This is a genomic window from Massilia sp. 05N420, assembly GCF_056397205.1.
In genome coordinates this window covers 1-24,238 of the sequence record NZ_JBFTMX010000036.1, presented here as the reverse complement: position 1 = coordinate 24,238, position 24,238 = coordinate 1, and the positions used below count along the sequence as shown (strand labels likewise).

At 66.2% G+C, this 24,238-nt stretch carries 24 protein-coding genes; 15 read left to right on the top strand and 9 right to left on the bottom strand.

All coding sequences use genetic code 11. The annotated features are described in order from the left end of the window. Nucleotides 1-31: 31 nt before the first annotated feature. Nucleotides 32-1,342 carry a cytochrome C gene (locus AC1DIX_RS20565; protein ID WP_477326963.1) on the top strand — a complete coding sequence of 437 codons (1,311 nt, stop codon included), beginning with the start codon at nt 32-34 and terminating at the stop codon, nt 1,340-1,342. Nucleotides 1,343-1,383: 41 nt separating this feature from the next. Then, on the top strand, nt 1,384-1,665 hold the full coding sequence (locus tag AC1DIX_RS20560; RefSeq protein ID WP_477254031.1) for a high-potential iron-sulfur protein: 282 nt from the start codon (nt 1,384-1,386) through the stop codon (nt 1,663-1,665). A 4-nt stretch (nt 1,666-1,669) separates the two neighbouring features. On the opposite strand, the gene moaC is transcribed toward AC1DIX_RS20560, so the two are convergent. Continuing rightward, the gene (gene moaC, locus AC1DIX_RS20555; RefSeq protein WP_442124282.1) at nt 1,670-2,161 is read right to left on the bottom strand and encodes a cyclic pyranopterin monophosphate synthase MoaC; all 492 of its coding nucleotides are present in this window, start codon (nt 2,159-2,161) and stop codon (nt 1,670-1,672) included. 132 nt (nt 2,162-2,293) lie between these two features. Between moaC and AC1DIX_RS20550 the strand changes: the two genes are divergently transcribed. Then, on the top strand, nt 2,294-4,033 hold the full coding sequence (locus AC1DIX_RS20550; RefSeq protein ID WP_477326961.1) for a M48 family metalloprotease: 1,740 nt from the start codon (nt 2,294-2,296) through the stop codon (nt 4,031-4,033). A gap of 34 nt (nt 4,034-4,067) precedes the next feature. On the opposite strand, the gene AC1DIX_RS20545 is transcribed toward AC1DIX_RS20550, so the two are convergent. From AC1DIX_RS20545 to AC1DIX_RS20535, 3 genes are all read right to left on the bottom strand, one after another. Next, nucleotides 4,068-4,670: a DUF2946 family protein gene (locus tag AC1DIX_RS20545; protein WP_477326959.1), complete on the bottom strand. Its 603-nt coding sequence runs from the start codon at nt 4,668-4,670 to the stop codon at nt 4,068-4,070. Further along, nucleotides 4,655-5,668, bottom strand: coding sequence for a YheT family hydrolase (locus AC1DIX_RS20540; RefSeq protein WP_477327005.1), 1,014 nt, complete (start codon nt 5,666-5,668; stop codon nt 4,655-4,657). Before AC1DIX_RS20540 ends, AC1DIX_RS20545 begins: the two co-directional genes overlap by 16 nt. 70 nt (nt 5,669-5,738) lie before the next feature. After that, nucleotides 5,739-5,933, bottom strand: a complete 195-nt coding sequence (locus tag AC1DIX_RS20535; RefSeq protein ID WP_052234051.1) for a zinc-finger domain-containing protein — start codon at nt 5,931-5,933, stop codon at nt 5,739-5,741. A gap of 215 nt (nt 5,934-6,148) precedes the next feature. Here AC1DIX_RS20535 and AC1DIX_RS20530 point away from each other — a divergent pair, with 215 nt between their 5' ends. The 12 genes from AC1DIX_RS20530 (at nt 6,149) to AC1DIX_RS20475 (ending at nt 19,180) form a co-directional block, all read left to right on the top strand. Beyond that, complete coding sequence (locus AC1DIX_RS20530; RefSeq protein ID WP_477326957.1) at nt 6,149-6,892, top strand: AzlC family ABC transporter permease; 744 nt, start codon at nt 6,149-6,151, stop codon at nt 6,890-6,892. Next, nucleotides 6,885-7,229, top strand: a complete 345-nt coding sequence (locus AC1DIX_RS20525) for an AzlD domain-containing protein (RefSeq protein ID WP_477326955.1) — start codon at nt 6,885-6,887, stop codon at nt 7,227-7,229. Before AC1DIX_RS20530 ends, AC1DIX_RS20525 begins: the two co-directional genes overlap by 8 nt. Before the next feature lie 47 nt (nt 7,230-7,276). Continuing rightward, nucleotides 7,277-8,479: a phosphoglycerate kinase gene (locus AC1DIX_RS20520; RefSeq protein ID WP_442124287.1), complete on the top strand. Its 1,203-nt coding sequence runs from the start codon at nt 7,277-7,279 to the stop codon at nt 8,477-8,479. Between the two features lie 56 nt (nt 8,480-8,535). Then, the gene (gene pyk, locus AC1DIX_RS20515; protein ID WP_477326953.1) at nt 8,536-10,005 is read left to right on the top strand and encodes a pyruvate kinase; all 1,470 of its coding nucleotides are present in this window, start codon (nt 8,536-8,538) and stop codon (nt 10,003-10,005) included. A 174-nt stretch (nt 10,006-10,179) separates the two neighbouring features. Beyond that, the gene (gene fba, locus AC1DIX_RS20510; RefSeq protein WP_442124289.1) at nt 10,180-11,244 is read left to right on the top strand and encodes a class II fructose-bisphosphate aldolase; all 1,065 of its coding nucleotides are present in this window, start codon (nt 10,180-10,182) and stop codon (nt 11,242-11,244) included. A 231-nt stretch (nt 11,245-11,475) separates the two neighbouring features. Then, nucleotides 11,476-12,372: a phosphoribosylaminoimidazolesuccinocarboxamide synthase gene (locus AC1DIX_RS20505; protein ID WP_477254024.1), complete on the top strand. Its 897-nt coding sequence runs from the start codon at nt 11,476-11,478 to the stop codon at nt 12,370-12,372. 1 nt (nt 12,373) lies between these two features. Then, on the top strand, nt 12,374-12,892 hold the full coding sequence (gene purE, locus AC1DIX_RS20500) for a 5-(carboxyamino)imidazole ribonucleotide mutase (protein ID WP_477326951.1): 519 nt from the start codon (nt 12,374-12,376) through the stop codon (nt 12,890-12,892). 19 nt (nt 12,893-12,911) lie between these two features. Further along, nucleotides 12,912-14,120, top strand: coding sequence for a 5-(carboxyamino)imidazole ribonucleotide synthase (locus AC1DIX_RS20495; protein WP_442124292.1), 1,209 nt, complete (start codon nt 12,912-12,914; stop codon nt 14,118-14,120). Next, complete coding sequence (locus AC1DIX_RS20490) at nt 14,117-15,175, top strand: L-threonylcarbamoyladenylate synthase (protein WP_477326949.1); 1,059 nt, start codon at nt 14,117-14,119, stop codon at nt 15,173-15,175. The genes AC1DIX_RS20495 and AC1DIX_RS20490 overlap by 4 nt, the downstream gene beginning before the upstream one ends. Nucleotides 15,176-15,380: 205 nt before the next feature. Next, complete coding sequence (locus AC1DIX_RS20485) at nt 15,381-16,892, top strand: alpha/beta hydrolase family protein (RefSeq protein WP_477326947.1); 1,512 nt, start codon at nt 15,381-15,383, stop codon at nt 16,890-16,892. 226 nt (nt 16,893-17,118) lie between these two features. After that, entirely contained in the window at nt 17,119-18,471 is a 1,353-nt protein-coding gene (locus AC1DIX_RS20480; RefSeq protein ID WP_477326945.1) for an SGNH/GDSL hydrolase family protein, read from the top strand. 28 nt (nt 18,472-18,499) lie between these two features. Next, nucleotides 18,500-19,180 carry an OmpW/AlkL family protein gene (locus AC1DIX_RS20475; RefSeq protein ID WP_477326943.1) on the top strand — a complete coding sequence of 227 codons (681 nt, stop codon included), beginning with the start codon at nt 18,500-18,502 and terminating at the stop codon, nt 19,178-19,180. A gap of 65 nt (nt 19,181-19,245) precedes the next feature. On the opposite strand, the gene AC1DIX_RS20470 is transcribed toward AC1DIX_RS20475, so the two are convergent. From AC1DIX_RS20470 to AC1DIX_RS20450, 5 genes are all read right to left on the bottom strand, one after another. After that, nucleotides 19,246-19,899: a hypothetical protein gene (locus tag AC1DIX_RS20470; protein ID WP_477326941.1), complete on the bottom strand. Its 654-nt coding sequence runs from the start codon at nt 19,897-19,899 to the stop codon at nt 19,246-19,248. Further along, entirely contained in the window at nt 19,877-21,298 is a 1,422-nt protein-coding gene (locus tag AC1DIX_RS20465; RefSeq protein ID WP_477326939.1) for a cytochrome P450, read from the bottom strand. Before AC1DIX_RS20465 ends, AC1DIX_RS20470 begins: the two co-directional genes overlap by 23 nt. After that, complete coding sequence (locus AC1DIX_RS20460) at nt 21,264-22,169, bottom strand: helix-turn-helix domain-containing protein (protein WP_477326937.1); 906 nt, start codon at nt 22,167-22,169, stop codon at nt 21,264-21,266. The genes AC1DIX_RS20465 and AC1DIX_RS20460 overlap by 35 nt, the downstream gene beginning before the upstream one ends. A 93-nt stretch (nt 22,170-22,262) precedes the next feature. Then, nucleotides 22,263-23,195 carry an IS1595 family transposase gene (locus tag AC1DIX_RS20455; protein WP_477326935.1) on the bottom strand — a complete coding sequence of 311 codons (933 nt, stop codon included), beginning with the start codon at nt 23,193-23,195 and terminating at the stop codon, nt 22,263-22,265. 125 nt (nt 23,196-23,320) lie between these two features. Further along, nucleotides 23,321-24,238 (bottom strand): acyl-CoA dehydrogenase family protein (locus AC1DIX_RS20450; RefSeq protein ID WP_477326933.1); only part of this gene is annotated, 918 nt, incomplete at its 5' end.

Sequence of the window (24,238 nt, the reverse complement as noted above, 5' to 3'; positions counted from 1 at the left end):
GGTTCGAGTCAATCCCAGCGAGGGCATCGTCATGACAACTTCCATCAAGATTCCGTGGCGTGCGGTACTTGCCGGCGCGCTGCTGGCATGCAGCGCGATGCCGGCCCAGGCGGTTCCCAGTTTCGCGCGCCAGACCGGGCTGGACTGCTTTACCTGCCACTTCAGCTGGCCCGAACTCACGCCTACCGGCAGACAGTTCAAGCTGAACGGCTACACGCTGGGCAAGAAGCTGACCCTGCCGGTGGCCGGCATGCTCCAGGTGGGATATTCGAGCACGAGCAAGGCCGACGCCGGCTTCAGGCAGAACTTTCCGATGGACCGCGACGTCGTGCTGCAGCAGGTGAGCCTCTTCTTCAACGGCAAGCTCAGCGACCATGTCGGCATCTTTTCGCAGGCGACCTACGACGGTGTCGAACACCGTGCCAGCATCGACAACGTCGACCTGCGCTACGCGAACCACCTCAGCCTGGGCAAGGACGACCTGCTCTACGGCTTCACCCTGCACAACAACCCGCAGGTGCAGGACGTCTACAACACGACCAGCACCTGGGGCTTTCCGTACGCCTCGTCGCCGACGGCGAACGTGCCCGCGGCCGCGCCCCTGATCGAAAACCTGGGGCAGCAAGTGGCCGGCGGCGGCGTCTATGCCCTGTGGCGGAACACGCTGTATGCGGAAGTCACGGCCTACCGCACCAGCAACCATTTGTTCTCGCCGCTGAGGCTGGGCATCGACAAGGCCAGCGCGGCAGCCCTGGACGGCTACAACCCCTACTGGCGGCTGGCGCTGCAGCACGAATGGGAGGGCGGCAAGCAGTCGGCGATGATCGGCACCTATGGCCTGGTCGCCAAGGTCTTCCCCGACAACCAGCTGCTGACGGGGCCGACCGATCACTTCCGCGACATCGGCGTCGATGCGCAATACCAGTACATCACGGACCGGCACCGGATCTCGGCGCAGTTCGACTACACGCGCGAATGGCAGACCTGGAATCCCAATGCATCGGCCAGCAACCGCAGCGACAGGCTGGACTCGTTCCGGGCCAAGGCGAGCTATTACTACGACAAGAAATACGGCATCAACCTGGGACGCTTCAATATCCACGGCACGGCCGATAACGGCCTCTACAACACGGGCGAAGCAATCACCGGCAGCGGGAACGGCAGTCCCAACAGTTCAGGCACCATCCTGGAATTCAATTACCTGCCGCGCCGGGACATCCGCCTGATGCTCCAGTTTACGCACTACGACAAGTTCAACGGCGCCAGGACGAACTACGACGGCTTCGGCCGCAAGGCTTCCGACAACGACACCGTCTATCTGCTGGGATGGTTCATGTTCTAACCCTTGTTCTGAGCCCCCGCTTTCCTCGAGAGGAGTCGATCATGGATGAGTATCAATTGGCACGCCGACGCGTGCTGGGGACGATGGCGTCCGCGCTGCCGGTATTGCTGGTGCTGCCGCTGGCCGGCGGGAGTACTGCGGCGCGCGCAGGTACGGCGCGAAAAGAGGACTTTCACTACCAGGACCGGCCGAACGAGGGCAAGCACTGCGCGAACTGCACGGCCTTCGTTCCGCCGGCGGCCGGGCAAGCCCTCGGGACCTGCAATATCGTCGCCGGGCCGGTCAGCCCGGATGGCTGGTGCATGGCGTTTTCGCCGAAGTAGGGGCTTACACCGCCGCGGTCCAGTCGCCGGACTTGCCGCCATGCTTCTCCAGCACCCGCACATTGGTCATCACCATGCCGCGATCGGCCGCCTTGCACATGTCATAAATCGTCAACAGCCCGACCTGCACGGCGGTCAGCGCCTCCATCTCGACCCCGGTCTTGCCGACGGTTTCGACCTGGGCGCGGCAGTGAACGGCATTCGCAGCAGCGTCGACTTCGAAATCCACCGCCACCCGCGTGATGGCCAGCGGATGGCACAAGGGCACCAGGTCGCTGGTCCGCTTCGCCCCCATGATCGCCGCGATGCGCGCGATCCCCAGCACGTCGCCCTTTTTCGCAGAGCCGGAGCGGATCAGCTCCAGGGTCTCCGGCTTCATGCGGATGGTACCGGCGGCCACGGCGATGCGATGGGTTTCCTGCTTGGCGCCGACGTCGACCATATGGGCCTGGCCGGTGGCGTCGAAGTGGGTCAGTGGCGAATCCTGGGTGGACATATTGTTGTAATCGAATATTAAGAGAACGTTAAGCGGAATATGGTCCAGCGGTGACAATGGGCCGGAAGAAGGTATGATAGCACCGTGAAATCGACCCCGAATCCAGCGATGTTGCAGCTTTCACCATCAGGAATGACCACCTCGCGCCGCCTGCGCTGGCGCTCGCTCGTGAGCGCCATCTGTCTGGGCGCCACCGCCACCCTCGCGCTGGCGGCGCCGACCGTGCCAGCCACGCCCGTCCTGCGCACCCCGGACGCCACCCTGCCGACGCTCGGCGATTCCGCGCGCGCCGACCTGTCTCCCGTCATCGAGCGCAAGCTTGGCGAGGAGATCATGAACGACATCCGGCGCGACCGCGACTACCTCGATGACGATGCCATCGTCGAGTACCTGAACAATTTCGGCGAGAACCTGGTCTCCTTCGCGCCCGGCGCGCGCGGCGAGACGAATGCCGATTTCTTCTTCTTCGCCGTGCGCGATCCGATGATCAACGCCTTCGCGCTGCCCGGCGGCTTCATCGGCGTGCATTCGCAGCTCCTGATCGCGGCGCAGAACGAGTCCGAGCTGGCCTCGGTGCTGTCGCACGAGATCGGCCACGTGCAGCAGCGCCACATCGCGCGCATGCTGGGACAGCAGAAGCAGGATGCGCTGTTGCCGCTGGCGGCGCTGATCCTGGCGGCGCTGGTCGGCAAGGCCGGCGGCGGCGCCGACGCGGCGATGGGCGTGGTGATGGGCGGGCAGGGCCTGGCCATCCAGCGCCAGCTGAATTTCAGCCGCGACGCCGAGCGCGAGGCCGACCGTGTCGGCTTCCAGACCATGCGCGCGGCCGGTTACGACACTTCCGGCATGGTGTCCTTCTTCAAGCGCCTGCAGGGCACGACCCGCCTGTACGGCGAGGCGCCGGCCTGGCTGTCGAGCCACCCGCTGACCGGCGAGCGCATCGCCGACATCCAGAACCGGATCCGCGAAGCGCCCAAGCCCGGCCACATCCGCCCGGATTCCATCGAATTCCACCTGGTGCGCGCCCGCGCCCGCGTGCTGCAGGATCCGAGCGCCAAGGGCTACGACGACAGCAAGGGGGCGTTCGAAACCCAGCTCAGGCAGGACAACACCCAGCAGCAGACCGCCGCCATGTACGGCCTGTCCTTCCTCGCGCTCAAGCAGGGCGACCTGAAGCTGGCGCAGAGCTGGCTCGACAAGGCGAAGGCTTCGATGAAGCCGCGGCCGGGCGTGCTGTCCGCCGAGCGCACCAGTTCGGACGGCGCGGCCATGTTCGCCAGCCTCGGCACCGAGATCAAGCTGGCTCCGGGCCAGCCGCCGGAAGTGCTGGCACAGGCGGTGCAGGAAGCCGAGCAGGCGCACCAGAAGTTCCCGCTGTCGCGCATGCTGGCGCGACAGTACGCCGACGCGATGATCGCTTCCGGCAAGCTGGACCAGGCGGCTACTTTCCTCCGCGACCAGGTCCAGCAGTACCGCGAGGAGCCCAAGCTCTACGACCAGCTGGCCAAGACCTATGCGGCCCAGGGCAAGATCGCGCTGCAGCACATGGCGCTGGCAGAATCCTATGTACTGACCGGCGCGGTGCCGGCCGCGGTCGACCAGCTGAACATGGCGCGCAAGGCCCAGGACGTGTCCTTCTACGACCAGGCCGTGATCGACGCCCGCGAGCGCGAGCTGCAGCAGCGCCAGAAGGACGAGAAGAAAGAAAAGAAAGACCGCGACAACCTGGCGGAAGGCAAGCCGACATTCAAGATCGAGAGCAGCTCGGGCAGCGCGCCCGGCTTCGGCAACGATACCCGCTCCGGTTTCGGCGATGATATCGGCTCGATGAGTACGCTCGAACGCAAGATGCAGCAGCGCCGCAGCCAATGAAACAATCTTTCATTTTACTGCCAAAAATGAAATATTATTTCTGAACGATCAAGAGGTCCGGTCGCTGCACGAAACTGAAACGCTGCGCCGCCTCTTCCAGCGTCACACGTTCCACCGCGATCTCGCGGCCCTGCCAGCGCAGGGCCAGCCGGCCCGGGCCGCCTTCGAGCCAGGCCATCAATCCTTCGTCCGCCACCGGCTTGCCGTCCAGTTCCATCGCCTGCAGCAGCTGGGCCACGTCGCGGTCGTCGAGCTGGGCCAGCTGTTCGCCGGCGCGCCAGGCGATGCTGCCGGTCTCGAACATGAACACCTGTTCCGGCGCCGCCATCGCCTGGCCGGTATGCAGGACCAGGCCCTGGGCCGGATCGGTGCGGGCGATGAAGGGCGTGGCTTCCAGGTTCACATAGACCCGCTGCGGGCCGTTCTGGAAATACCAGCAGCCGCGCTCGTCATGCAGGTAGTTGCGGTTGATGAAGCCGACCAGGGCGGCATTGGTCAGCTTGTCGCCCGGCGCTTCGGCGCGCTGGGCGGTTTCGTCGCGCATGCGCCAGACGCCGCGCGCGTCAAGTGCCAGCCAGCCATAGCAGTGCGGCACGTTCGGCCACTTGGCCATTGCCTGTTTTACGATGTCGTCCATGAGGTCAAGCTTGGCATAGTCGTGCTGGCGCCGGCGCGCGCGTGCGCCTGTCCCCGCACTTCGTCGAAGAAGTGCAGGATGCGGCGCGGCAGCCAGGCCTTGCGGCCGGGGAAAGGACCGGCCGGGAAGCCGACGTGGCCGCCGGTCTCCGGATATTCCAGCGTGACGGCGCGCGATGCCGTTTCCGGCAGGTGCTTGCCTGGCAAAAAAGGATCGTTGCGCGCGTTCAGCACCAGGGTCGGCACGGTGATGTCGTGCAGCACGTGCTTGGCGCTGGCGCGGTGCCAGTAGTCGTCGGTGTCGCGGTAGCCGTGCAGCGGCGCGGTGACGACGTTGTCGAAGCTGTACAGGTCGCGTGAGGCGAGCAGGGCGGCGCGGTCGAACAGGCCGGGAAAGCGCTCCAGCTTGGCCAGCGCCTTGGGCTTCAGGGTTTCCAGGAACATGCGCGTGTACAGGCGGTTGAAACCGCTCGACAGCGCCGCGCCGCCGGCCGCCAGGTCGAGCGGGGCCGACACGGACACGGCCGCATCGACGATGTCGGCGCCATGCTGCTGCTCACCGAGCCAGCGCAGCAGGGCATTGCCGCCCAACGAGACGCCGGCCACGTAGAAGGGACCGTCGAAGCGCGGACGCAGGCGGCGGATGATCCAGTCGAGCTCTTCGGCGTCGCCGGAGTGATAGAAGCGCGGCGCCAGGTTGGCTTCGCCGGAGCAGCCGCGGAAATGCGGGATCGCGCCATGCCAGCCGCGCGCCTGGACAGCCGCCATCAGGGCGCGCGCGTAATGACTGTTCGACGAGCCTTCCAGGCCGTGGAACAGCATGACGAACGGCGCCCCCGGCTGTCCGTCGACGAAATCGACGTCGATGAAATCCTGGCCGCAGGGCGTATCCCAGCGTTCACGCCGGAAGGCGACGTCGGGCTTCGCGATGCAGACGGCCGGGTAGATCGTCTGCAGGTCGCCGCCGGGGAGCCAGAACGGCGCCCGATAGCCGGGCATGCCCTCGAACAGGGGGCCGCACTCGGCGCAGTAGCGGCTCACGGCCAGGACGGGGCTAAAGTAGTGTCGATCAGTGGTGCGACAGTACGGTGCCCGGCTTCAGCTGGTACTGGGTGCCGCAGTAGGGGCACTTGGCGTGGCCGTGATGATCGAAATCCAGGAAGACGCGCGGGTGGGACGACCACAACGGCATCGCCGGGTTCGGGCAGTAGGCCGGCAGGTCCTTGGCTTCCAGTTCCACCACAGGAATGGTCTTCTCGTTCATGTTTTGACTTCTCCGTCATTGCGAAATATTCGAAGCCATGATTTTAACGGATTCGCACTGATTGCCGGAATGGTCCGGTAGAATAGCGGGCCGATTACTGTCGAGTAGTTTTCCTTCCAGGAAATTCTCTCGCACTATCACCGATCCCGTTCCATGCTCGAACGCCACCCGTCCGCCGCGCTGCTGGTTCCCCTTGAATGTTGCAGGAACGCGACATGAACCAGTTGCAGCCGGACTCGCAGGTGCTGGACCCGCAGGCGGAGGCGCGCGGCTGGCGCGAAGGTTTCCAGACCGGTTTTCCTACCCTGTTCGGCATCGGTGCCTGGGGCATGGTGGTCGGTGTCGCGATGGTCAAGAGCGGCCTCACCGTGGCCCAGGCCAGCGGCATGACCCTGGTCGCGTTCGCAGGTTCCGCCCAGCTGGCCTCGCTGCCGCTGATCGCCGCCGGCGCCCCGGTCTGGGTGATCTTCCTGACGGCCCTGGTCGTCAACCTGCGCTTCGTGATCTTTTCCGCCCTGCTGGGGCCGCATTTCTCCCACCTGCCGCTGTGGCAGCGTTTCTATCTCGGCTATATCTCCGGCGACGTCTCGATCGCCCTGTTCCTGCAGCGCTATCCGACCTCGAAGCCCGAGCCCGGCAAGCTGGCCTTCCTGAAGGGGCTGATGTACCCGAACTGGGTCGCCTGGCAGATCGGCTCCCTGATCGGCATCTTCCTCGGCAGCGCCGTGCCGACCGAATGGCAGCTCGGCTTTGCCGGCACCCTGGCCATCCTGTGCATCATGGTGCCCCTGATCATCAACAGCGCGGCCCTGTGCGGCGTGCTGGTGGCCGGCGTCACGGCGGTGCTGGCGCACGGCCTGCCGTACAAGCTGGGCCTGCTGGCGGCGGTGCTGGCCGGCATGGTCACCGCGATGGTCTTCGAGGAGACCGTGCAGAAACGCCGGGTGCGCCATGGCTGACTGGGAGATCTGGATCATCATCCTGGTGCTGGGCGTGGCCACGGCCTGCACCCGCAGCACCTTCTGGCTGGTCGGCCACAAGGTGACGATCCCGCCGCGGGTTCAGGAGATGCTGCGCTATGCGCCGGCCTGCGCCCTGGCCGCCATCGTCTTCCCGGACATGGTGCTGGGCCCGCAGGGCGAGCTGCAACTGGCGCTGGCCAATCCGAAGCTGCTGGCCGGCGTGGCCGCCCTCGCGTTTTACCTGTGGCGGCGGGCCATGCTGCAGACCATCGTGTTCGGTATGCTGGTACTGACACTGTTGCGTGTGTTTCATGTTTTCGGCAACAACGCCTAAGGTAGAATAACGTTTTTTCCACTAATCTCTACCGGATCCACGCTGACATGGCTGTCCTCAATTTCACCCGCTTGCAAGACCTGATCGACCAGGGCGCGCTGAAAGGTAAACGCGTCTTCATTCGCGCCGACCTGAACGTTCCCCAGGACGATGCCGGCAACATCACCGAAGATACCCGCGTGCGCGCTTCCGTGCCCGCGATCCGCGATGCCCTGCAGGCAGGCGCGGCCGTGATGGTGACTTCCCACCTGGGCCGTCCGACCGAGGGTGAGTTCAAGCCGGAAGACAGCCTGGCGCCGGTCGCCAAACGCCTGTCCGAGCTGCTGGGCCAGCCGGTCGAGCTGAAGCAGAACTGGGTCGATGGCGTGGATGTTGCTCCAGGCCAGGTCGTGCTGCTGGAAAACTGCCGCGTCAACAAGGGCGAAAAGAAAAACGACGACGCGCTGGCCCAGAAGATGGCCAAGCTGTGCGACGTCTACGTCAACGACGCCTTCGGCACTGCCCACCGCGCCGAAGCGACCACCCACGGCATCGCGAAATTCGCGCCCGTGGTGGCCGCCGGCCCGCTGCTGGCCGCCGAACTGGATGCGCTCGGTAAAGCCCTGCATGCACCCCAGCGTCCGCTGCTGGCCATCGTCGCCGGCTCCAAGGTCTCGAGCAAGCTGACCATCCTGCAGAGCCTGGCCGACAAGGTCGACAACCTGATCGTCGGCGGCGGCATCGCCAACACCTTCATGAAGGCCGTCGGCCTGAACGTCGGCAAATCGCTGATGGAAGCCGACCTGGTGGGTGAAGCGAAGACCATCATCGACAAGATGGCCGCGCGCGGCGCCACCGTGCCGATCCCGGTGGACGTGGTGTGCGCGAAGGAGTTCTCGCCGACCGCCGCCGCCACCGTCAAGGACGTCAAGGACGTGGCCGACGACGACATGATCCTGGACATCGGCCCGAAGACGGCCGCTGCCCTGGCCCAGCAGATCGCCAAGGCCGGCACCATCGTCTGGAACGGCCCGGTCGGCGTGTTCGAGTTCGACCAGTTCGCCGAAGGCACGAAGACCCTGGCGACCGCCATCGCGCAGTCGAAGGGCTTCTCGATCGCCGGCGGCGGCGACACCCTGGCTGCCATCGCAAAATACAATATCGCCGACCAGATCGGCTACATCTCGACCGGCGGCGGCGCTTTCCTCGAGTTCCTCGAAGGGAAAACGCTTCCGGCAGTGGAGATCCTGCTGCAACGCAGCGCCAAGTAGAAGCTGAGTGAGACCCTAGCGCAGCCCAAGGCTGCGCTTTTCATTGAAGGATAACCATGTACCGTGGCACCAAGATCGTAGCAACCATCGGCCCTGCGTCGACCGATTTCGACATTCTCGTCAAGATGATCCGCGCCGGCGTCGACGTCGTACGCCTGAACTTCTCGCATGGCCGGGCGCAGGACCACATCGATCGCGCTGCCCTGGTACGCCGCGCCGCCGCCGAGTGCGGCCGCGAAGTGGCCATCATGGCCGACATGCAGGGCCCGAAGATCCGTGTCGGTAAATTTGAGCAAGGCAAGATTTTCCTGAACAATGGCGATCCCTTCATCCTGGACGCCAAATGGGGCGAGAACGGCGAGCTGGGCAACCAGGAACGCGTCGGCCTCGACTACAAGGCCCTGCCGCGCGACGTCAAGCCGGGCGACAAGCTGCTGCTGAACGACGGCCTGATCGTGCTGGTGGTCGACAAGGTCGTCGGCAACGAGATCTACACCACGACCAAGGTCGGCGGCGAGCTGTCGAACAACAAGGGCATCAACCGCCAGGGCGGCGGCCTGACCGCGCCGGCCCTGACTTCGAAGGACATGGAAGACATCAAGACCGCGATGAGCTTCCAGGCCGACTACCTCGCCATCTCCTTCCCGAAGAGCGCCACCGACATGGAAATGGCGCGCCAGCTGGCCAACATCGCCGGCGAGCCTTTCGGCCACAAGCCGATGATGATCGCCAAGATCGAGCGCGCCGAAGCGATTCCGGTGCTGCAGGAAATCCTGGACGCCTCCGACGGCATCATGGTCGCCCGCGGCGACCTGGCGGTCGAAGTCGGCAACGCGGCCGTGCCGGCGCTGCAGAAGCGCATGATCCGCATGGCGCGCGAATCGAACAAGCTCGCGATCACCGCGACCCAGATGATGGAGTCGATGATCGTCAACGCCGTCCCGACCCGCGCCGAAGTGTCGGACGTGGCCAACGCCGTGCTGGACGGCACCGACGCCGTGATGACATCGGCCGAGACCGCATCGGGCAAGTATCCGATCGAGACCGTCGAAATGATGTCGGCGATCTGCGTGGAAGCCGAGCAGTCCGAATACAACAAGCTGGAAGCCGACTTCCTGAACGTGCAGTTCACCCGCATCGACCAGTCGATCGCCTACGGCACCCTGTTCACCGCCCACCACCTGCGCGTGAAGGCGATCGTGGCGCTGACCGAATCGGGCTCGACCGCGCTGTGGATGTCGCGCCACTCGATCGACACCCCGATCTTCGCGCTGACCCCGTCGCAGACGACCCAGCGCAAGGCTTCGCTGTACCGCAACGTGCGTTCCTTCCACCTGATGCAGGAAGGCGGCAGCCACGCCGTGCTGCGCAAGGCCGAGGAACTCCTCATGCGCGAAGGCGTCGTACGCAAGGGCGACCTGATCGTTGTGACCTGGGGTTCGCCGATGGGGCAGGCCGGCGGCACCAATGCGCTCAAGATCGTGCGTGTTGGCGATGCTGAGAATTTTTTGAAGGAATCCTCGTAAGTTAAACGTCGTTGCCGCGACCAACGTCGTTCCCGCGGAGGCGGGAACCCAAGTTTGCATGAGCTGACGATATGCACGCAAACTTGGACCCCCGCCTTCGCGGGGGCGACGGGGGCGCGGGCAACACTGACGGACGAGGTTCCAACAGGTTTTTTTATTGTTTGGAGCAAAACCATGGCACTCGTATCAATGCGTCAACTGCTGGACCACGCCGCCGAACACGGCTACGGCCTGCCGGCTTTTAACGTCAACAACCTGGAGCAGGTCCAAGCCATCATGGCCGCGGCCGATCAGACCGGCAGCCCGGTGATCATGCAGGCTTCGGCCGGCGCCCGCAAATATGCCGGCGAAGCCTTCCTGCGCCACCTGATCGACGCCGCCGTCGAGGCCTATCCGCACATCCCGGTCGTGATGCACCAGGACCACGGCCAGTCGCCGGCCGTGTGCATGGCCGCGATCCGTTCGGGCTTCACCTCCGTCATGATGGACGGCTCGCTGGAAGCCGACGGCAAGTCGGTCGCCTCCTATGAGTACAACGTCGAAGTCTCGAAGGAAGTCGTCAAGTTCGCGCACTCGATCGGCGTGACCGTCGAAGCCGAACTGGGCGTGCTCGGTTCGCTGGAAACCATGAAGGGCGACAAGGAAGACGGCCACGGCGCGGACCGCACCATGACCCGCGAAGAGCTGCTGACCGACGTCGCGCAAGCCGCCGACTTCGTCGCCAGGACCCAGTGCGACGCGCTGGCGATCGCGATCGGCACCTCGCACGGCGCCTACAAGTTCACCCGCAAGCCGACCGGCGACATCCTGGCCATCGACCGCATCAAGGAAATCCACGCCCGCATCCCGAATACCCACCTGGTGATGCACGGTTCGTCGTCGGTGCCGCAGGAACTGCTGGCGATCATCCGCGAATTCGGCGGCGACATGAAGGAAACCTATGGCGTGCCGGTCGAAGAGATCCAGGAAGGCATCAAGCACGGCGTCCGCAAGATCAACATCGACACCGACATCCGCCTGGCGATGACGGCCGCGATCCGCAAGTACCTGTTCGAGAATCCGTCGAAGTTCGACCCGCGCGACTACCTGAAGCCGGCCCGCGAAGCCGCCACCCAGATCTGCAAGGCCCGCTACATCTCCTTCGGCTGCGAAGGCATGGCTGCGAAGATCAAGCCGATTCCGCTCGAGAAGATGGCTGAGCGTTACAAGGCTGGCGAGTTGTCGCAGATCGTGCAGTAAGTAGCAGAACGCGCAGTAACAGCGAACCCGCTGCGCTAAAACGTCGCCCCCGCGCAGGCGGGGGGCCAAGTTTACGTGGCCGAGCTGCGAACTTGGGTTCCCGCCTGCGCGGGAACGACGGGATAGCGGGAATGACAGCCCGATGCGGCAGCGCGTCAAAAATGACGTAAAATGTCGCACTCCCCACCGGCGGATCCTCCGCCGGTTTCGCTTTATCAAGATACCCCTTCTATGAAAAGCCTCTACCAAGCCACTATTTCCTCCCTGCCACTGCTCGGCCGCGGCAAGGTCCGCGACAACTATGCCGTCGGCGACGACAAGATCCTGATCGTCACCACCGACCGCCTGTCCGCCTTCGACGTCGTGATGAACGAACCGATCCCGGGCAAGGGCATGGTGCTGAACCAGATGAGCGATTTCTGGTTCGAGAAACTCGGTCACATCGTGCCGAACCACCTGACCGGCGTGGCGCCGGAATCCGTGGTGGCGCCTGAGGAAGTGGATCAGGTCAAGGGGCGCGCCGTGGTCGCCAAGCGCCTGAAGCCGATCCTGGTCGAGGCCGTCGTGCGCGGCTACATCATCGGTTCCGGCTGGAAGGACTACCAGGCCAGCGGCGCCATCTGCGGCATCCAGCTCCCTAGCGGCCTGCGCCAGGCCGACAAGCTGCCCGAGCCGCTGTTCACCCCGGCCGCCAAGGCCGACCTGGGCGAGCACGACGAGAACATCAGCTTCGCCGACATGGAACAGCGCATCGGCAGCGAGCTGGCCAACAAGATCCGCGACGTCAGCATCCAGCTGTACAAGACCGCCGCCGACTACGCGGCCACGCGCGGCATCATCATCGCCGACACCAAGTTCGAATTCGGCCTCGACGACAACGGCGTGCTGCACCTGATGGACGAAGTCCTGACCGCCGATTCCTCGCGCTTCTGGCCGGCCGATTCCTATGCGCCGGACATGTCGCCGCCGTCCTTCGACAAGCAGTTCGTGCGCGACTACCTCGAAACTTTGACCGATTGGCAAAAAACCCCGCCGGCACCAAAGCTGCCGCAGGACGTCATCGAGAAGACCCAGGCCAAGTATTTCGAAGCCATCGAACGCCTGACCGGCGAGAAGCTGAAGGTCTGAGATGGCCGATCAGAATCAGAAACCGGCATTGAACCCCGTAGTTGGCGTGATCATGGGTTCCAATTCCGATTGGGACGTGATGCAGCATGCGGTCGCCATCCTCAAGCAGTTCGGCGTGCCGCATGAAGCCCAGGTGATCTCGGCCCACCGCATGCCGGACGAGATGTTCGCCTATGCGACCAGCGCGCGTGGCCGCGGCTTGCGCGCCATCATCGCCGGCGCCGGTGGCGCCGCCCACCTGCCGGGCATGGTGGCCGCCAAGACCATCGTGCCGGTGCTGGGCGTGCCGGTGCCCTCGCGCTACCTGCGCGGCGAGGACTCCCTGCTGTCGATCGTGCAGATGCCGAAAGGCGTGCCGGTGTCGACCTTCGCCATCGGCGAGGCCGGCGCCGCCAACGCGGCCCTGACCGCGGTCGCGATGCTGGCCGCCACCGATGACGCGCTGGCCGCGCAGCTGGAAGACTTCCGCGCGAAGCAGACCGCCGCCGCCAAGGCCATGACCCTTCCGCTTGAATCATAAGTGTCATAAGTGATGAGTGATGAGTGATCAGTCTGTGAAACCGTTTCTGCCCGCCGCCAACCCGTCCACCTGGCTGGGCGTGATGGGCGGCGGCCAGCTGGGCCGCATGTTCGCCCAGGCGGCGCAAGCCATGGGCTACAAGGTGGCCGTGCTGGAACCGTCGGCCGATTGCCCGGCCGGGCAGGTGGCCGAGCATCTGGTCGAAGCCGCTTATACGGATGCCGCCGGCCTGGACGCGCTGGCCGCCCAATGCGCAGCGGTGACCACCGAATTCGAGAACGTGCCGGCCGACAGCCTCTCGCGGCTGGCGCAACAGGTCTTCGTGGCACCGAACGCCCATGGCGTGTCGGTGGCCCAGGACCGCATCGCCGAGAAGTCCTTCTTCGTGGCCTGCGCGGACAAATCCGGCGTGATGCCGGCGCCGCACAAGGTGATCACATCGGCGGAAGACGTCGACGCCATCGCCGCTGATGTTGCCGATGAGCTGCTGCCCGGCATCCTGAAAACGGTGCGCATGGGCTATGACGGCAAGGGCCAGGTGCGCGTGCGGTCGCGCGAGGACGTGCGCGCCGCATGGGAGTCCATGGGCAAGGTGACCTGCCTGCTGGAGAAGATGCTGCCGCTGGCCTACGAGGTATCGGTGCTGACCGCGCGCGGCCATGACGGCGCCTCGGTCGTGTATCCGATCGCCGAGAACGTGCACCGCGACGGCATCCTGTTCACCACCACCGTGCCGGGCCCGAACGTGTCGCCCGAGTGCGCGCGCAAGGCGCAGGATGCGGCGCGCGCGATCGTCGCCGAACTCGGTTACGTCGGCGTGCTGTGCATCGAGTTCTTCGTGCTGGCGGATGGTTCGCTGGTCGTCAACGAGATGGCGCCGCGTCCGCACAACAGCGGCCACTACACCATCGACGCCTGCGTGACCAGCCAGTTCGCGCAGCAGGTGAGGGCGATGGCGCGCCTGCCGCTGGGCGACGTGCGCCAGCATTCCCCCAGTGTGATGCTGAATATCCTGGGCGACGTCTGGTTCGACGGCGACAGCACGACGCCTCGCGAGCCGGCCTGGGACCGGGTGCTGGCCCTGCCGGGCGCCAACCTGCACCTGTACGGCAAGGACGATCCGCGCCGCGGCCGCAAGATGGGCCACGTGACCTTCGTCGCGCCGACCCTGCTTGAAGCGCAGCGCCAGTTCGAAGCCGCCTGCGCCATCCTGGGGATCGCGCCGTGAGTGAGCTTCAGCAGTCGGCGGAAGCCGGTCAGGCCGGGATCGACGCGGGCGCACGCGCGCTCGAAGCCGGCAAGCTGGTCGCCTTCCCGACCGAGACCGTGTACGGCCTGGGCGCCGACGCCGAGAATCCGGCGGCCGTCGCCGCCATCTATGCCGCCAAGGGCCGCCCGCAGGATCATCCGGTGATCGTCCACGTGGCGCCCGGCGCCGCCCTCGATTACTGGTGCGCCGACATCCCTTCCGAGGCGTATCAGCTGGCCGAGGCCTTCTGGCCCGGCCCGCTGACCATGATCCTCAAGCGCGCGCCGAACATTCCCGATGCCGTCTCCGGCGGCCAGGACACGGTCGGCATCCGCTGCCCATCGCACCCGGTGGCGATCCGCCTGCTGCAGGCCTTCAAGGGCGGCAGGGGAGGCGTGGCGGCGCCGTCGGCCAACAAGTTCGGCCACGTCAGTCCGACCACCGCCCAGCACGTGCGCGATGAATTCGGCAACGACGAACGCATTGCCGCGGTGCTGGACGGCGGCCAGAGCGAGGTCGGGATCGAATCGACCATCGTCGACCTGTCGCGCCTGCGGACCCATGGCCCGGTGCTGCTGCGCCCCGGCCACATCTCGGCCGAGGCCGTTGCCGCGGTGATCGACCGGCTGCCGGCCCGCCCGGACGCCCCCGGGGCAGACCCCGCGGCCCCGCGCGCATCCGGCACACTAGAATCGCACTACGCGCCGCACACGCCGGTGGCAATGCAGGACACGGCCACCCTGGCCGCCACCCTGGAGCGCCTGCATGCCGCCGGCCGCAAGGTCGCGCTGATCCACTATTCTCCGCTGCCGCCGGTGCACGCCGAGATCGCCCTGCCGGCCACGCCGGACGGGTTCGCGCATGCCTTGTACGCGGCGCTGCGCGCGATGGACGGCGCCGGCGCCGACCTGATCCTGGTCGAGGCCCCGCCCCAGGATGGCGCCTGGCTGGGCGTCAACGACCGCCTGCGCCGCGCCGCGCACGGGTCGACCGGGATCGTGCACGGACTGATAAACAACACTACCGAGCTCTGATACAAACGAAGACTTCTCAAACGGGCATGTAGAAGGCATGCTTGTGGGAAATTGAGTGACGCGCGACCCGCGCCATTCCAACGTCGTCCCCGCGCAGGCGGGGATCCAAGTTTGCTCGCGCTATCGAGACGCAAACAGAACTTGGGTCCCCGCCTGCGCGGGGACGACGTGTTTAGAAGCCTCGTTTTGTCAGAAGGACATCCCCATGCGTTCGCTCCCTACCCTGGGCCTCAGCCTCGGCCTGGGCATCCTGCTTGCCGCTTGCAGCGGCGGCACCACCACCGGCGGCACCCCGGCCGGCGTCGCCAATCCCGATCCGCTGCCCGCGCCCATCCGCGGCAGCCTGGTCGGCCAGGCTTCCTCGGTCGCCGTGAGTGTCGGCGGCGCCAGCCTGACCACCCTGTCGCCGTCGGTGCTGGCCGGCTTCCTGGAATCGGCCCAGACCGGCACCCTGGCGGTGGCCGGCCAGCCCCAGTGTTCGGTCTCGGTCTACCGCGTGCACTACAACACCATCGGCGGCGCCGGCGAGGCGACCGATGCCAGCGCGGCCATCTTCGTGCCTTCCGGCGGCGGCAATTCCTGCAGCAATTCGCGGCCGGTGCTGCTGTACGCCCACGGCACCTCGCTGCAGAAGTCCTATGACATGGCCGATATCGCCAACAACACGGAAGCGCGCCTGGCCGCCGCCGTGTTCGCGGCCCAGGGCTTCATCGTGGTGGCGCCCAACTACGCCGGCTATGGCGGCTCCTCGCTGGGCTATCACCCCTACCTCGACCGGGTGCAGGAATCGGCCGACATGATCGATGCCCTGCGCGCGGCGCGCAGCAGCTTCGGCGCCATTGGCGTGCGCGATTCCGGCAAGCTGATGGTCACCGGCTATTCGCAGGGCGGCTTCGTGGCGCTGGCCACCCAGCGCGCGATGCAGGAACTGGGCAACGCCGAGTTCACGCTCACCGCCGCGGCCGGCATGTCGGGGCCGTATGCGATCGCCCGTTTCGGCGACGACCTGTTCGGCGGCGCGCCGCGCGATGGCGCGACCGTGATCGTGCCGACCATCATCAACGCGGCCCAGCACGCCAGCGCGGCGATCTACCGCACGCCCGCCGAGGTCTACGAGGCGCAGTACACCGCCACCATCGTCGACCTGGTGCCGGGCACCCTGGGCAGCAGCGAGCTGGTCAGTCAGGGCAAGCTGCCCGCGACGGCGCTGTTCGCGGCCGACTCAATGCCACAGGCGGCGGGCTCTACCCAGTATTTTGGCGCCAACAACCTGGTCCGCAGCGATTACCGCGCCGCCTACCTGGCGGACATGGCGGCCCACCCCTGCGACCAGAGCGCGGCCGCGCCCCTGGGCTGCGCGCCCGCACACAATCTGCGCAAATGGCTGGTAAGGAACGACCTGCGCAGCTACCTGCCGGTTGCGCCGACCCTGCTGTGCGGCGGCCATGACGATCCGACCGTGCCGTACTTCAACACGACCGCGACGGCCGCCTATTTCCGTGCCCGCGGCGCGGCCATTACCGAGCTCGACATCGACGACACGCCCAGCCTGAACGACCCCTACCGTTCGGCCAAGGCCGGCTTCGTGACGGCCAGGACCATCCTGCGCGCCGCCAACGGCGACGCCGCCGTCGCGTCCAGCTATCACGCCGGCCTGGTCGCTCCTTTCTGCATGGCGGCGACCCGCGATTATTTCCAGTCGGTACTGTCTCGCTAAGGCTTGATTCGAATACACTTCTTTACATAGGACAAGCCCGGTGGCGTTGCTATAATCGCCAGCGCCCACCGGCTTCATCAGCACACTGTTGTAAATATTGTTGTCGAGAAACGGCCTCAAAGCCTTTTCCGCTATACAACTAGTGCGAACACTGGCATATTAGTTGGGATACGAATAGCACGGGCGTTCGTTTCAAAAGCAAAGAAAAACTCATCTAGGAGACACAATGCGTAAGACCTCTTTCGCGCTCGCGCTGCTGACCGCGGCCGTTCTGACCGCCTGCGGTGGTAACGGCCCTCGCGGCGGCGACCAGACGCCCAAGACCAAATTCAGCAACCAGATCACCTTCGGCGACAGCCTTTCCGACGTCGGCACCTATGCCGTCGGCGGCGTGGCAGCGCTGGGCGGCGGCCAGTACACGATCAACGGCAACAACACCTCGGTCAGCCCTGAACTGACCGGCAAGAACTACACCCAACTGATGGCAGCCCAGCTCGGCCTGCCGGTCCCGTGCGCGGCCCAGACCGGCCTGCAGGGCACCGCATCCGCAGGCTTCTCGGTGCCGGTCACCGACCATCCGGAATGCTTCAACTACGCCCAGGGCGGCGCCCGCGTGACCAACCCGATCGGCCCGGGCAACAAGGCGCTCGACAAGCCGGGCGCGATCTCGCTGGGCCAGATGACCGTGCCGGTCGTCACCCAGATCGCCAACCACCTGAAGAAGGTCGGCGGCAAGTTCAAGGGCGATGAACTGGTCATCGTCATGGCAGGCGGCAACGACGTGCTGGAACAGCTCGGCGAACTGTCGGCCGGCGCCACCGCCGCCGGCGGCCAGGCCCTGGCGCAGAGCCTGGTGGCCCAGCTGGCTCCGGGCACCGCCAACCCGGCCACCGGCGCCGCCGCGATCGGCGCAGCGATCCAGGCCGAAGCCGCCAAGGGCAGCGCCGCCCCGGCCATCATCACGGCCGCGATCACCGCCGCCGCCCAGAACGGCAACACCGCCGCCCTCGCCAACGCCACCGCCATCGGCAACAAGGCAGGCGCCGACGCGCAAGCCGCCGGCCTGGCGTACTCGGCCGCCCACGGCCCGGACCTGGTCAAGGCCCTGGGTACCGCCGGCGCCGAACTGGGTGCACTGGTCAAGACCCAGATCGTGGCCAACGGCGCCGGCTATGTGGTCGTGAACAACCTGCCGGACGTGTCGATCTCGCCGTCGGCGAAGGCGCAGTCGGCCGATACCCAGAAGCTGATCCAGGCCATGGTTGCCGCCTTCAACGACCAGCTGAAAGCTGCCGTCGGCGGTGACGCCAAGGTGCTGTACGTCGACCTGGCCGCCATCAGCCGTGACCAGTCCGTCAATCCGACGCCCTACGGCCTGACCAACACCTCGACCCCGGCCTGCGACCTGAGCGCCGCCAAGAATCCGCTGGGTTCCTCCCTGGTCTGCAACAAGAACAATCTGATCGCTGGCGACGTCAGCCACTACATGTTCGCCGACTCCGTGCACCCGACCCCGTTCGAGTACTCGCTGATCGCGCGTTATGTGCTGGAGCAGATGACCGTCAAGGGCTGGCTGTAATTTTCACGGATAAGAACAAGGAAAACTCATGAATGCACGTATCAATTTCGTGAAACTGCTGGTGGCCGCGGGCGCGCTGGCCGCCGCGACCGGTGCTTCGGCGCAGTCGGCGGGCCAGTTCACCGTGTCGGTGGGCGCCAACATGCTGAAACCGCACGTGACCAGCGGCGCGATCTCGGCGCCGGCACTGCCGAACTCGCTGGGCGRCGTCAGCAAGGACACCCAGCCGGTAGCCGTCATCACCTACGGCCTGACCGACAACATCTCGGTCGAGACCGCGATCGGCACCCCGTACAAGCACAAGCTGTACGGCGCCGGCTCCATCACCGGCACCGGCCAGCTGGGCACCGTCGAGGCCCTGCCGGCGATCGCCCTGCTGCAATACCGCTTCTTCTCGCCGAACGCGATGATTCGTCCCTTCGTCGGCCTGGGCGTGACCTATGCGATGTTCCAGAAGGAAACCGGCTCGTTCGCGATGACCGCCCTGACCAACCCGGGCGGCGGCACCGCGACCACCTTCCGCATCGATAACAAGTGGACCTATTCGGGTCAGGTCGGCCTGCAGTTCAACATCAACGAAAAGTGGTTCGCCAACGCGGCCTTCATCAAGACCAAGCTGAACACCGATGTGCATTTCTCGACGAATCAGGAGCAGCACATGAAGCTGGATCCGGACTCGTACATCCTGTCGGTCGGCTACAAGTTCTAAGCCGCTTGTTCCCGGGCTGAACCGCTCTTGAAAACCCCGCTTCGGCGGGGTTTTTTCTTGCCCGTTCATGAAAAGGTGGCGCGGTAGGCGGGCGGCAGGCCGATGGGGTAGAACATGCCGCTGAAGGCCGCCACGATCAGGACCGCCAGCACGGCTCCCAGCGCGATCGTTCCCCAGGCGGCGCGCTCGCGCACGGCCGGCGTCATCGGAGCCGGCAGGCGGCGCCGCAGCGCGCAGGCCAGGTGGACGAACAGCGCCGCCACTGCCAGGCCGTAGTAGGGCACGAAGAACAGCGGCCAGGGGCGGATCTGCAGGCCGGCCGCGGCAAAGTAGAAGTTCGTGTCCAGGCCGAGCACGGCGCGTCCGGACAGCACCGACACCACGTGCACCAGCAGGAAGAAGGCCAGGTAGGCGCCCGACCACGCCTGCAGGCGCTCGAAGAGCGGGCGGCGCGGCGCTCCGCCTCGTACGCGGCGCACGAGCATCCACAGCCCCGATCCTGCCTGGACGGCGACGCCGAGCAGCAGCAGCGCCTCCATCGCCGGCACGCGGCTCACTAGCCGCACCGCCCGCATGAAGGCGATGTGCGCGCCGATGCCGCGCAGCGCGGCGAGGTGGTTCGCCAGGTGCACCAGCACGTAGGCGGCAACAAGAGCGGCCGCGATCCGGTGCAGCCTGCGCGGCAGTTCCGCCGGCCTATGCATGGAAGGGGCAGGCATGAAGGGCCTCCTTTGCCGGCGGGACAGCCGCGGCGGGCGGGCGCGGCGTCAGCACCAGCCGCAGTCCGCCGGCGGGACGCAGGGTCACCTGCATGCGCGGCTCGGGCACCGCCTGGCCGGGCGCCGGCGCGAGCGTGAAGCGCTGCACCAGCATCGCCAGGGCCAGCGCCATTTCCATCGAGGCGAAACCGTTGCCGATGCAGACCCGCGGCCCGGCGCCGAAGGGGATGTAGGCGCCACGCGGCAGCTCGCGCGTGGCTTGCGCGTCGAAGCGTGCCGGATCGAAGCGCTCCGGCTCCGGGAACCAGCGCGCATCGCCCTGGGCGACGAAGAAGGGGATCGTCACCAGGCTGCCCTTCGGCACCAGCCAGCCGCCGATCCACACGTCCTCGATCGCACGGCGCATCAGCACGCCGGGAACGGGCGGATAGCGGCGCAGGGTTTCCTTGACCAGGGCCGCCAGCAGGGGCAGCCGCGCCAGGTCGGCCATCGCCGGCACCCGCGGACCGAGCACCGTGTCGACTTCGTGAGCCACGCGCGCGGCCAGGAGCGGATCGGCGGCCAGCGCCCACGCTGCCCAGGCCAGCGCGGTGGCGGTGGTCTCGTGGCCGGCCAGGAAGATCGTCATCAGCTGGTCGCGGATCTCGTCTTCAAGCAGCGGTGCGCCGCTTGTCTCGTCGCGCGCCGCCAGCAGCATGCCGAGCAGGTCGTCGTCCCTGCCGGCGCCGGCGCCGCCGCGGCGTGCTCGGATGTGCGAACGCACCAGGCCGTCCAGCAGGCGCAGTTCCTTGCGCTTGCGCGCCTGGCGCGGCAGCGGCGCCCAGGCCGGCATCGCGAAGGGCAGGAACATCTCGGCATAGCCGATCGCCGCCAGCGTGCGGATCGCCTGTTCGATGCGCGCCGTGTCCTGTTCCACCCTGCTGCCGAACATCGTGCGCAGGATGATGTCCATGGCCAGCATGTTCATCGTGTGCTCGGCATCGACCGCGGCGCCGTCGTCGGCTTGCAGCTTGTCGAAGGCGTCGGCCGCCGCCGCCGTCACCTGGATGGCGTAGGCATCGAAGCGCTTCGGGCTGAAGGCCGGCAGCAGGGAGCGGCGCTGGCGCTGCCAGGTCTCGCCCTCGGTGATCATCACGCTCCTGCCGTGCAGCTGGCGCATGACCTTGATGTGCTGCTCGTAGCGGATGAAGGAACGCGCCTTGTCGACCAGCGCTTCGCGCACCTGGTCCGGGTGCATGAAGGCATAGTGGTGCAGCCAGCCGTGGCGCATGTAGACCGTGTCGCCGTAGCGGTGCCGGGCCTGGCGCCAGAAGCCGAGGTAGTCGTCTTCCATGTCGGCCAGCAGGCCCAGGCCGAAGGCGCGGTCACGCGGACCGGGCGGGCGGGATTGCTTCCTCATCTGCATACTCATCGGCAAACTCCAGTCGGTAGACCCAATCGGCTTCTTCGTGCGCGACGTCGCGCGCCAGCTGGGCGGGGCTGCGGCCGGTCTGCGCCTTGCATTCGCGCGCCATGTGCGACTGGTCCGCGTAGTCGCATTCCTGGGCATGGCTGGCGAGGTCCAGCGGCTGGCCGGCAAAGTAGCGCCGCTGGGCGCTCAGGAAACTGCGCTCGCCGCGGCGCAGGCGGTTCAGGGTCTGCAGGTTCGTTCCCAGCTCGCGCAGGGCCAGGCGCTGCAGCTGGCGCGGCCCGATCCCGAGCACGCTGCTGGCCATCCCCAGCGTGATGCGGCTGCCCATGCGGCGGATGCGCAGCCAGGCCGGCAGCTTGTGGTGCCGGGTGTGCTCGACGATGCAGCGCTCGACCAGGGCCTGGCGGGCCGCCGTCGAGGCGGCGACGAACACGGTGTCGGCCAGTTCGCGGCCGCGCGCGGGGAGTACTTCGTGCGCCGGGAAGAACCTGTCCTGCAGCGGCGCCAGGTCGATGCCGAACAGGGCCTGGAAGGCGTCCGGATAGAACATCGCCATGAAGGCCCAGGTATCGCCGCGGTTGCGCGAGACGACCGGATGGGTCTGGCAACCGCTGAGCACGCAGCCGGACATCAGCTGACCCTGCTGCCCGCCGCCATTCGACAGCAGCTCGGCCTCGCCCTCCAGGAACCAGGTCATCACGCAGTGGGCGCTGGCGGGAAAGCGGTTCAGCAGCTGCTCGCCCTGCAACGCGCTGCCGCGGGTATCGCGCAGGATGAAGCCGCGCACGAAAGGCGACACTTCCACCGAAGGCTGGTACAGGCGCGCAATGGGCAATCGCAGGGAGGACGGAGCATTCATGATCGGTATTGTCCAATTGTTATTGATAGCAATATAGAACGATCACGACATGGCGTGGGCAGTTTGCAGGCGTAAAAAAGGGCGCTGTCTGCATTAAGTGTTGAATCTGCCSAGCGCCGCTCTCAAAAAGGCRTCTGGACTGGYAATGCGCTGCCCATCCAGCGCCCAGCGCCAGCCGAAGTAGTGGTYCAGGTAACGGCTGGCGACGCCGCGGAAAGGCAGCAGCCAGGTGCGCATCCGGCTGTGATAGGCGTTGACGTTCTGGATGTGCAGCGCACCGCGCTTTCGTTCGCCGGCGCTCGCGTTGATGGCCTCATGCGAAATCCCGACCTCCCGCGCGAATGCCGGGTAGGCCGCATGGCTGTCGGTCACCAGCAGCACGTCGGGTGCCAGGCGCGGTCCCAGGTGTTGCACCAGCTGCCGCTTGCTGACGCTGCCCTTGCCGGTCACGGCGTCGATGGTCTGGCCGCTGCGATCGCGTGCCACCAGGATGCACACTTGTTCATTCGAGATCCCACGCTTTGTCGCCTTGCCGCCGCGCTTTCGTGGCGGACGATCGAGATGTCTGGAACCCTTGTGCGATTCGAGCACATACATCTCATCGGCTTCCGCAATGCCGCTCAGCCGCTGCGGGCGGTCATCCTTGCTCAGGGCCAGGAAACGGTGGCGCCATCGAAAACTGGTCGCGCTCGCCACGCCGATCTCGCGCGCCGAGCGGCGCACGCTGCGGGAGTCGAGCCAGTGCGCCTTGTGGCGCAGCCGGGCCAGCGGCGTGCCGCTGAGCAGGTTGAAGGTGCGGCGGCAGCTATGGCAGCGGTAGCGCTGCAGTCCGTGCGCATGGCCGTGGCGATAGGGTTTGTCGGCCTGACAGTGCGGGCAGCAAAGTGGCGTGGCGGGTTGTTCGACGATCTCGAGTACACGCTCAAGGCCGGCCGCCGATTGCAGCAGGTCGAGCAGGCGGTCGCGCTGGCGCCGCGTTAGAGAGGACAGGCGTTGCAGGAACTGTTCGAACTGCCGTGCTTGCATGGGGCCTCCGTCAACGGTTCAGGTCGACTTTGGACCGCAGGCTTGCAGAAAAGATTCCACACTTGGCGCGAACAGCGCCAAAAAAAACCCGCTCGGAAGCGGGTTTCTTGTCGGTCAGGCGATCATCAGAACGCCGCGATGCCGGTCTGCGCACGGCCCAGGATCAGGGCGTGGATGTCGTGCGTGCCCTCATAGGTGTTGACCACCTCGAGGTTGACCATGTGGCGGATGATGCCGAACTCGTCSGAGATRCCGTTACCGCCCAGCATGTCGCGCGCGACGCGGGCGATGTCCAGCGCCTTGCCGCAGGARTTGCGCTTCATGATCGAGGTGATCTCGACGGCGGCGGTGCCCTCGTCCTTCATGCGGCCCAGGCGCAGGCAGCCTTGCAGGCCCAGGGTGATCTCGGTCTGCATGTCGGCCAGCTTCTTCTGCACCAGCTGGTTCGCGGCSARGGGYTTRCCGAACTGCTTGCGGTCCAGCACGTACTGGCGCGCGGTGTGCCAGCAGTCTTCCGCCGCRCCSAGCGCGCCCCAGGCGATGCCGTACCTGGCCGAGTTCAGGCAGGTGAACGGMCCCTTCAGGCCGCGCACTTCCGGGAAGGCGTTTTCTTCCGGGCAGAACACCTCGTCCATGACGATCTCGCCGGTGACGGAAGAGCGCAGGCCGAACTTGCCGTGGATCGCCGGAGCGCTCAAGCCCTTCCAGCCCTTTTCCAGCACGAAGCCGCGGATCGCGCCTTCGTCGTCCTTGGCCCAGACCACGAACACGTCGGCGACCGGRGARTTSGTGATCCACATCTTGGAGCCGGTCAGCGAGTAGCCGCCGTCCACTTTGCGGGCGCGGGTGACCATCGAGGCCGGATCCGAACCGTGGTTCGGCTCGGTCAGGCCGAAGCAGCCGATCCATTCGCCGGTGGCCAGYTTCGGCAGGTATTTCTGCCTGGTCTCTTCATTGCCGAATTCAAAGATCGGCACCATCACCAGCGAGGATTGCACGCTCATCATCGAGCGGTAGCCGGAATCGACGCGCTCGACTTCGCG

Bases quoted from the DNA above. Each gene is read 5' to 3' on its own strand.
- fba (WP_442124289.1), top strand. From the start codon at position 10,180: ATGGCACTCGTATCAATGCGTCAACTGCTGGACCACGCCGCCGAACAC.
- AC1DIX_RS20505 (WP_477254024.1), top strand. From the start codon at position 11,476: ATGAAAAGCCTCTACCAAGCCACTATTTCCTCCCTGCCACTGCTCGGC.
- AC1DIX_RS20565 (WP_477326963.1), top strand. From the start codon at position 32: ATGACAACTTCCATCAAGATTCCGTGGCGTGCGGTACTTGCCGGCGCG.
- AC1DIX_RS20530 (WP_477326957.1), top strand. From the start codon at position 6,149: ATGAACCAGTTGCAGCCGGACTCGCAGGTGCTGGACCCGCAGGCGGAG.
- AC1DIX_RS20480 (WP_477326945.1), top strand. From the start codon at position 17,119: ATGCGTAAGACCTCTTTCGCGCTCGCGCTGCTGACCGCGGCCGTTCTG.
- AC1DIX_RS20520 (WP_442124287.1), top strand. From the start codon at position 7,277: ATGGCTGTCCTCAATTTCACCCGCTTGCAAGACCTGATCGACCAGGGC.
- AC1DIX_RS20550 (WP_477326961.1), top strand. From the start codon at position 2,294: ATGACCACCTCGCGCCGCCTGCGCTGGCGCTCGCTCGTGAGCGCCATC.
- purE (WP_477326951.1), top strand. From the start codon at position 12,374: ATGGCCGATCAGAATCAGAAACCGGCATTGAACCCCGTAGTTGGCGTG.
- moaC (WP_442124282.1), bottom strand. From the start codon at position 2,161: ATGTCCACCCAGGATTCGCCACTGACCCACTTCGACGCCACCGGCCAG.
- AC1DIX_RS20465 (WP_477326939.1), bottom strand. From the start codon at position 21,298: ATGAGGAAGCAATCCCGCCCGCCCGGTCCGCGTGACCGCGCCTTCGGC.
- AC1DIX_RS20560 (WP_477254031.1), top strand. From the start codon at position 1,384: ATGGATGAGTATCAATTGGCACGCCGACGCGTGCTGGGGACGATGGCG.
- AC1DIX_RS20460 (WP_477326937.1), bottom strand. From the start codon at position 22,169: ATGAATGCTCCGTCCTCCCTGCGATTGCCCATTGCGCGCCTGTACCAG.
- AC1DIX_RS20485 (WP_477326947.1), top strand. From the start codon at position 15,381: ATGCGTTCGCTCCCTACCCTGGGCCTCAGCCTCGGCCTGGGCATCCTG.
- AC1DIX_RS20470 (WP_477326941.1), bottom strand. From the start codon at position 19,899: ATGCCTGCCCCTTCCATGCATAGGCCGGCGGAACTGCCGCGCAGGCTG.
- AC1DIX_RS20540 (WP_477327005.1), bottom strand. From the start codon at position 5,668: ATGCCCGGCTATCGGGCGCCGTTCTGGCTCCCCGGCGGCGACCTGCAG.
- AC1DIX_RS20545 (WP_477326959.1), bottom strand. From the start codon at position 4,670: ATGGACGACATCGTAAAACAGGCAATGGCCAAGTGGCCGAACGTGCCG.
- AC1DIX_RS20525 (WP_477326955.1), top strand. From the start codon at position 6,885: ATGGCTGACTGGGAGATCTGGATCATCATCCTGGTGCTGGGCGTGGCC.
- pyk (WP_477326953.1), top strand. From the start codon at position 8,536: ATGTACCGTGGCACCAAGATCGTAGCAACCATCGGCCCTGCGTCGACC.
- AC1DIX_RS20495 (WP_442124292.1), top strand. From the start codon at position 12,912: ATGAGTGATCAGTCTGTGAAACCGTTTCTGCCCGCCGCCAACCCGTCC.
- AC1DIX_RS20535 (WP_052234051.1), bottom strand. From the start codon at position 5,933: ATGAACGAGAAGACCATTCCTGTGGTGGAACTGGAAGCCAAGGACCTG.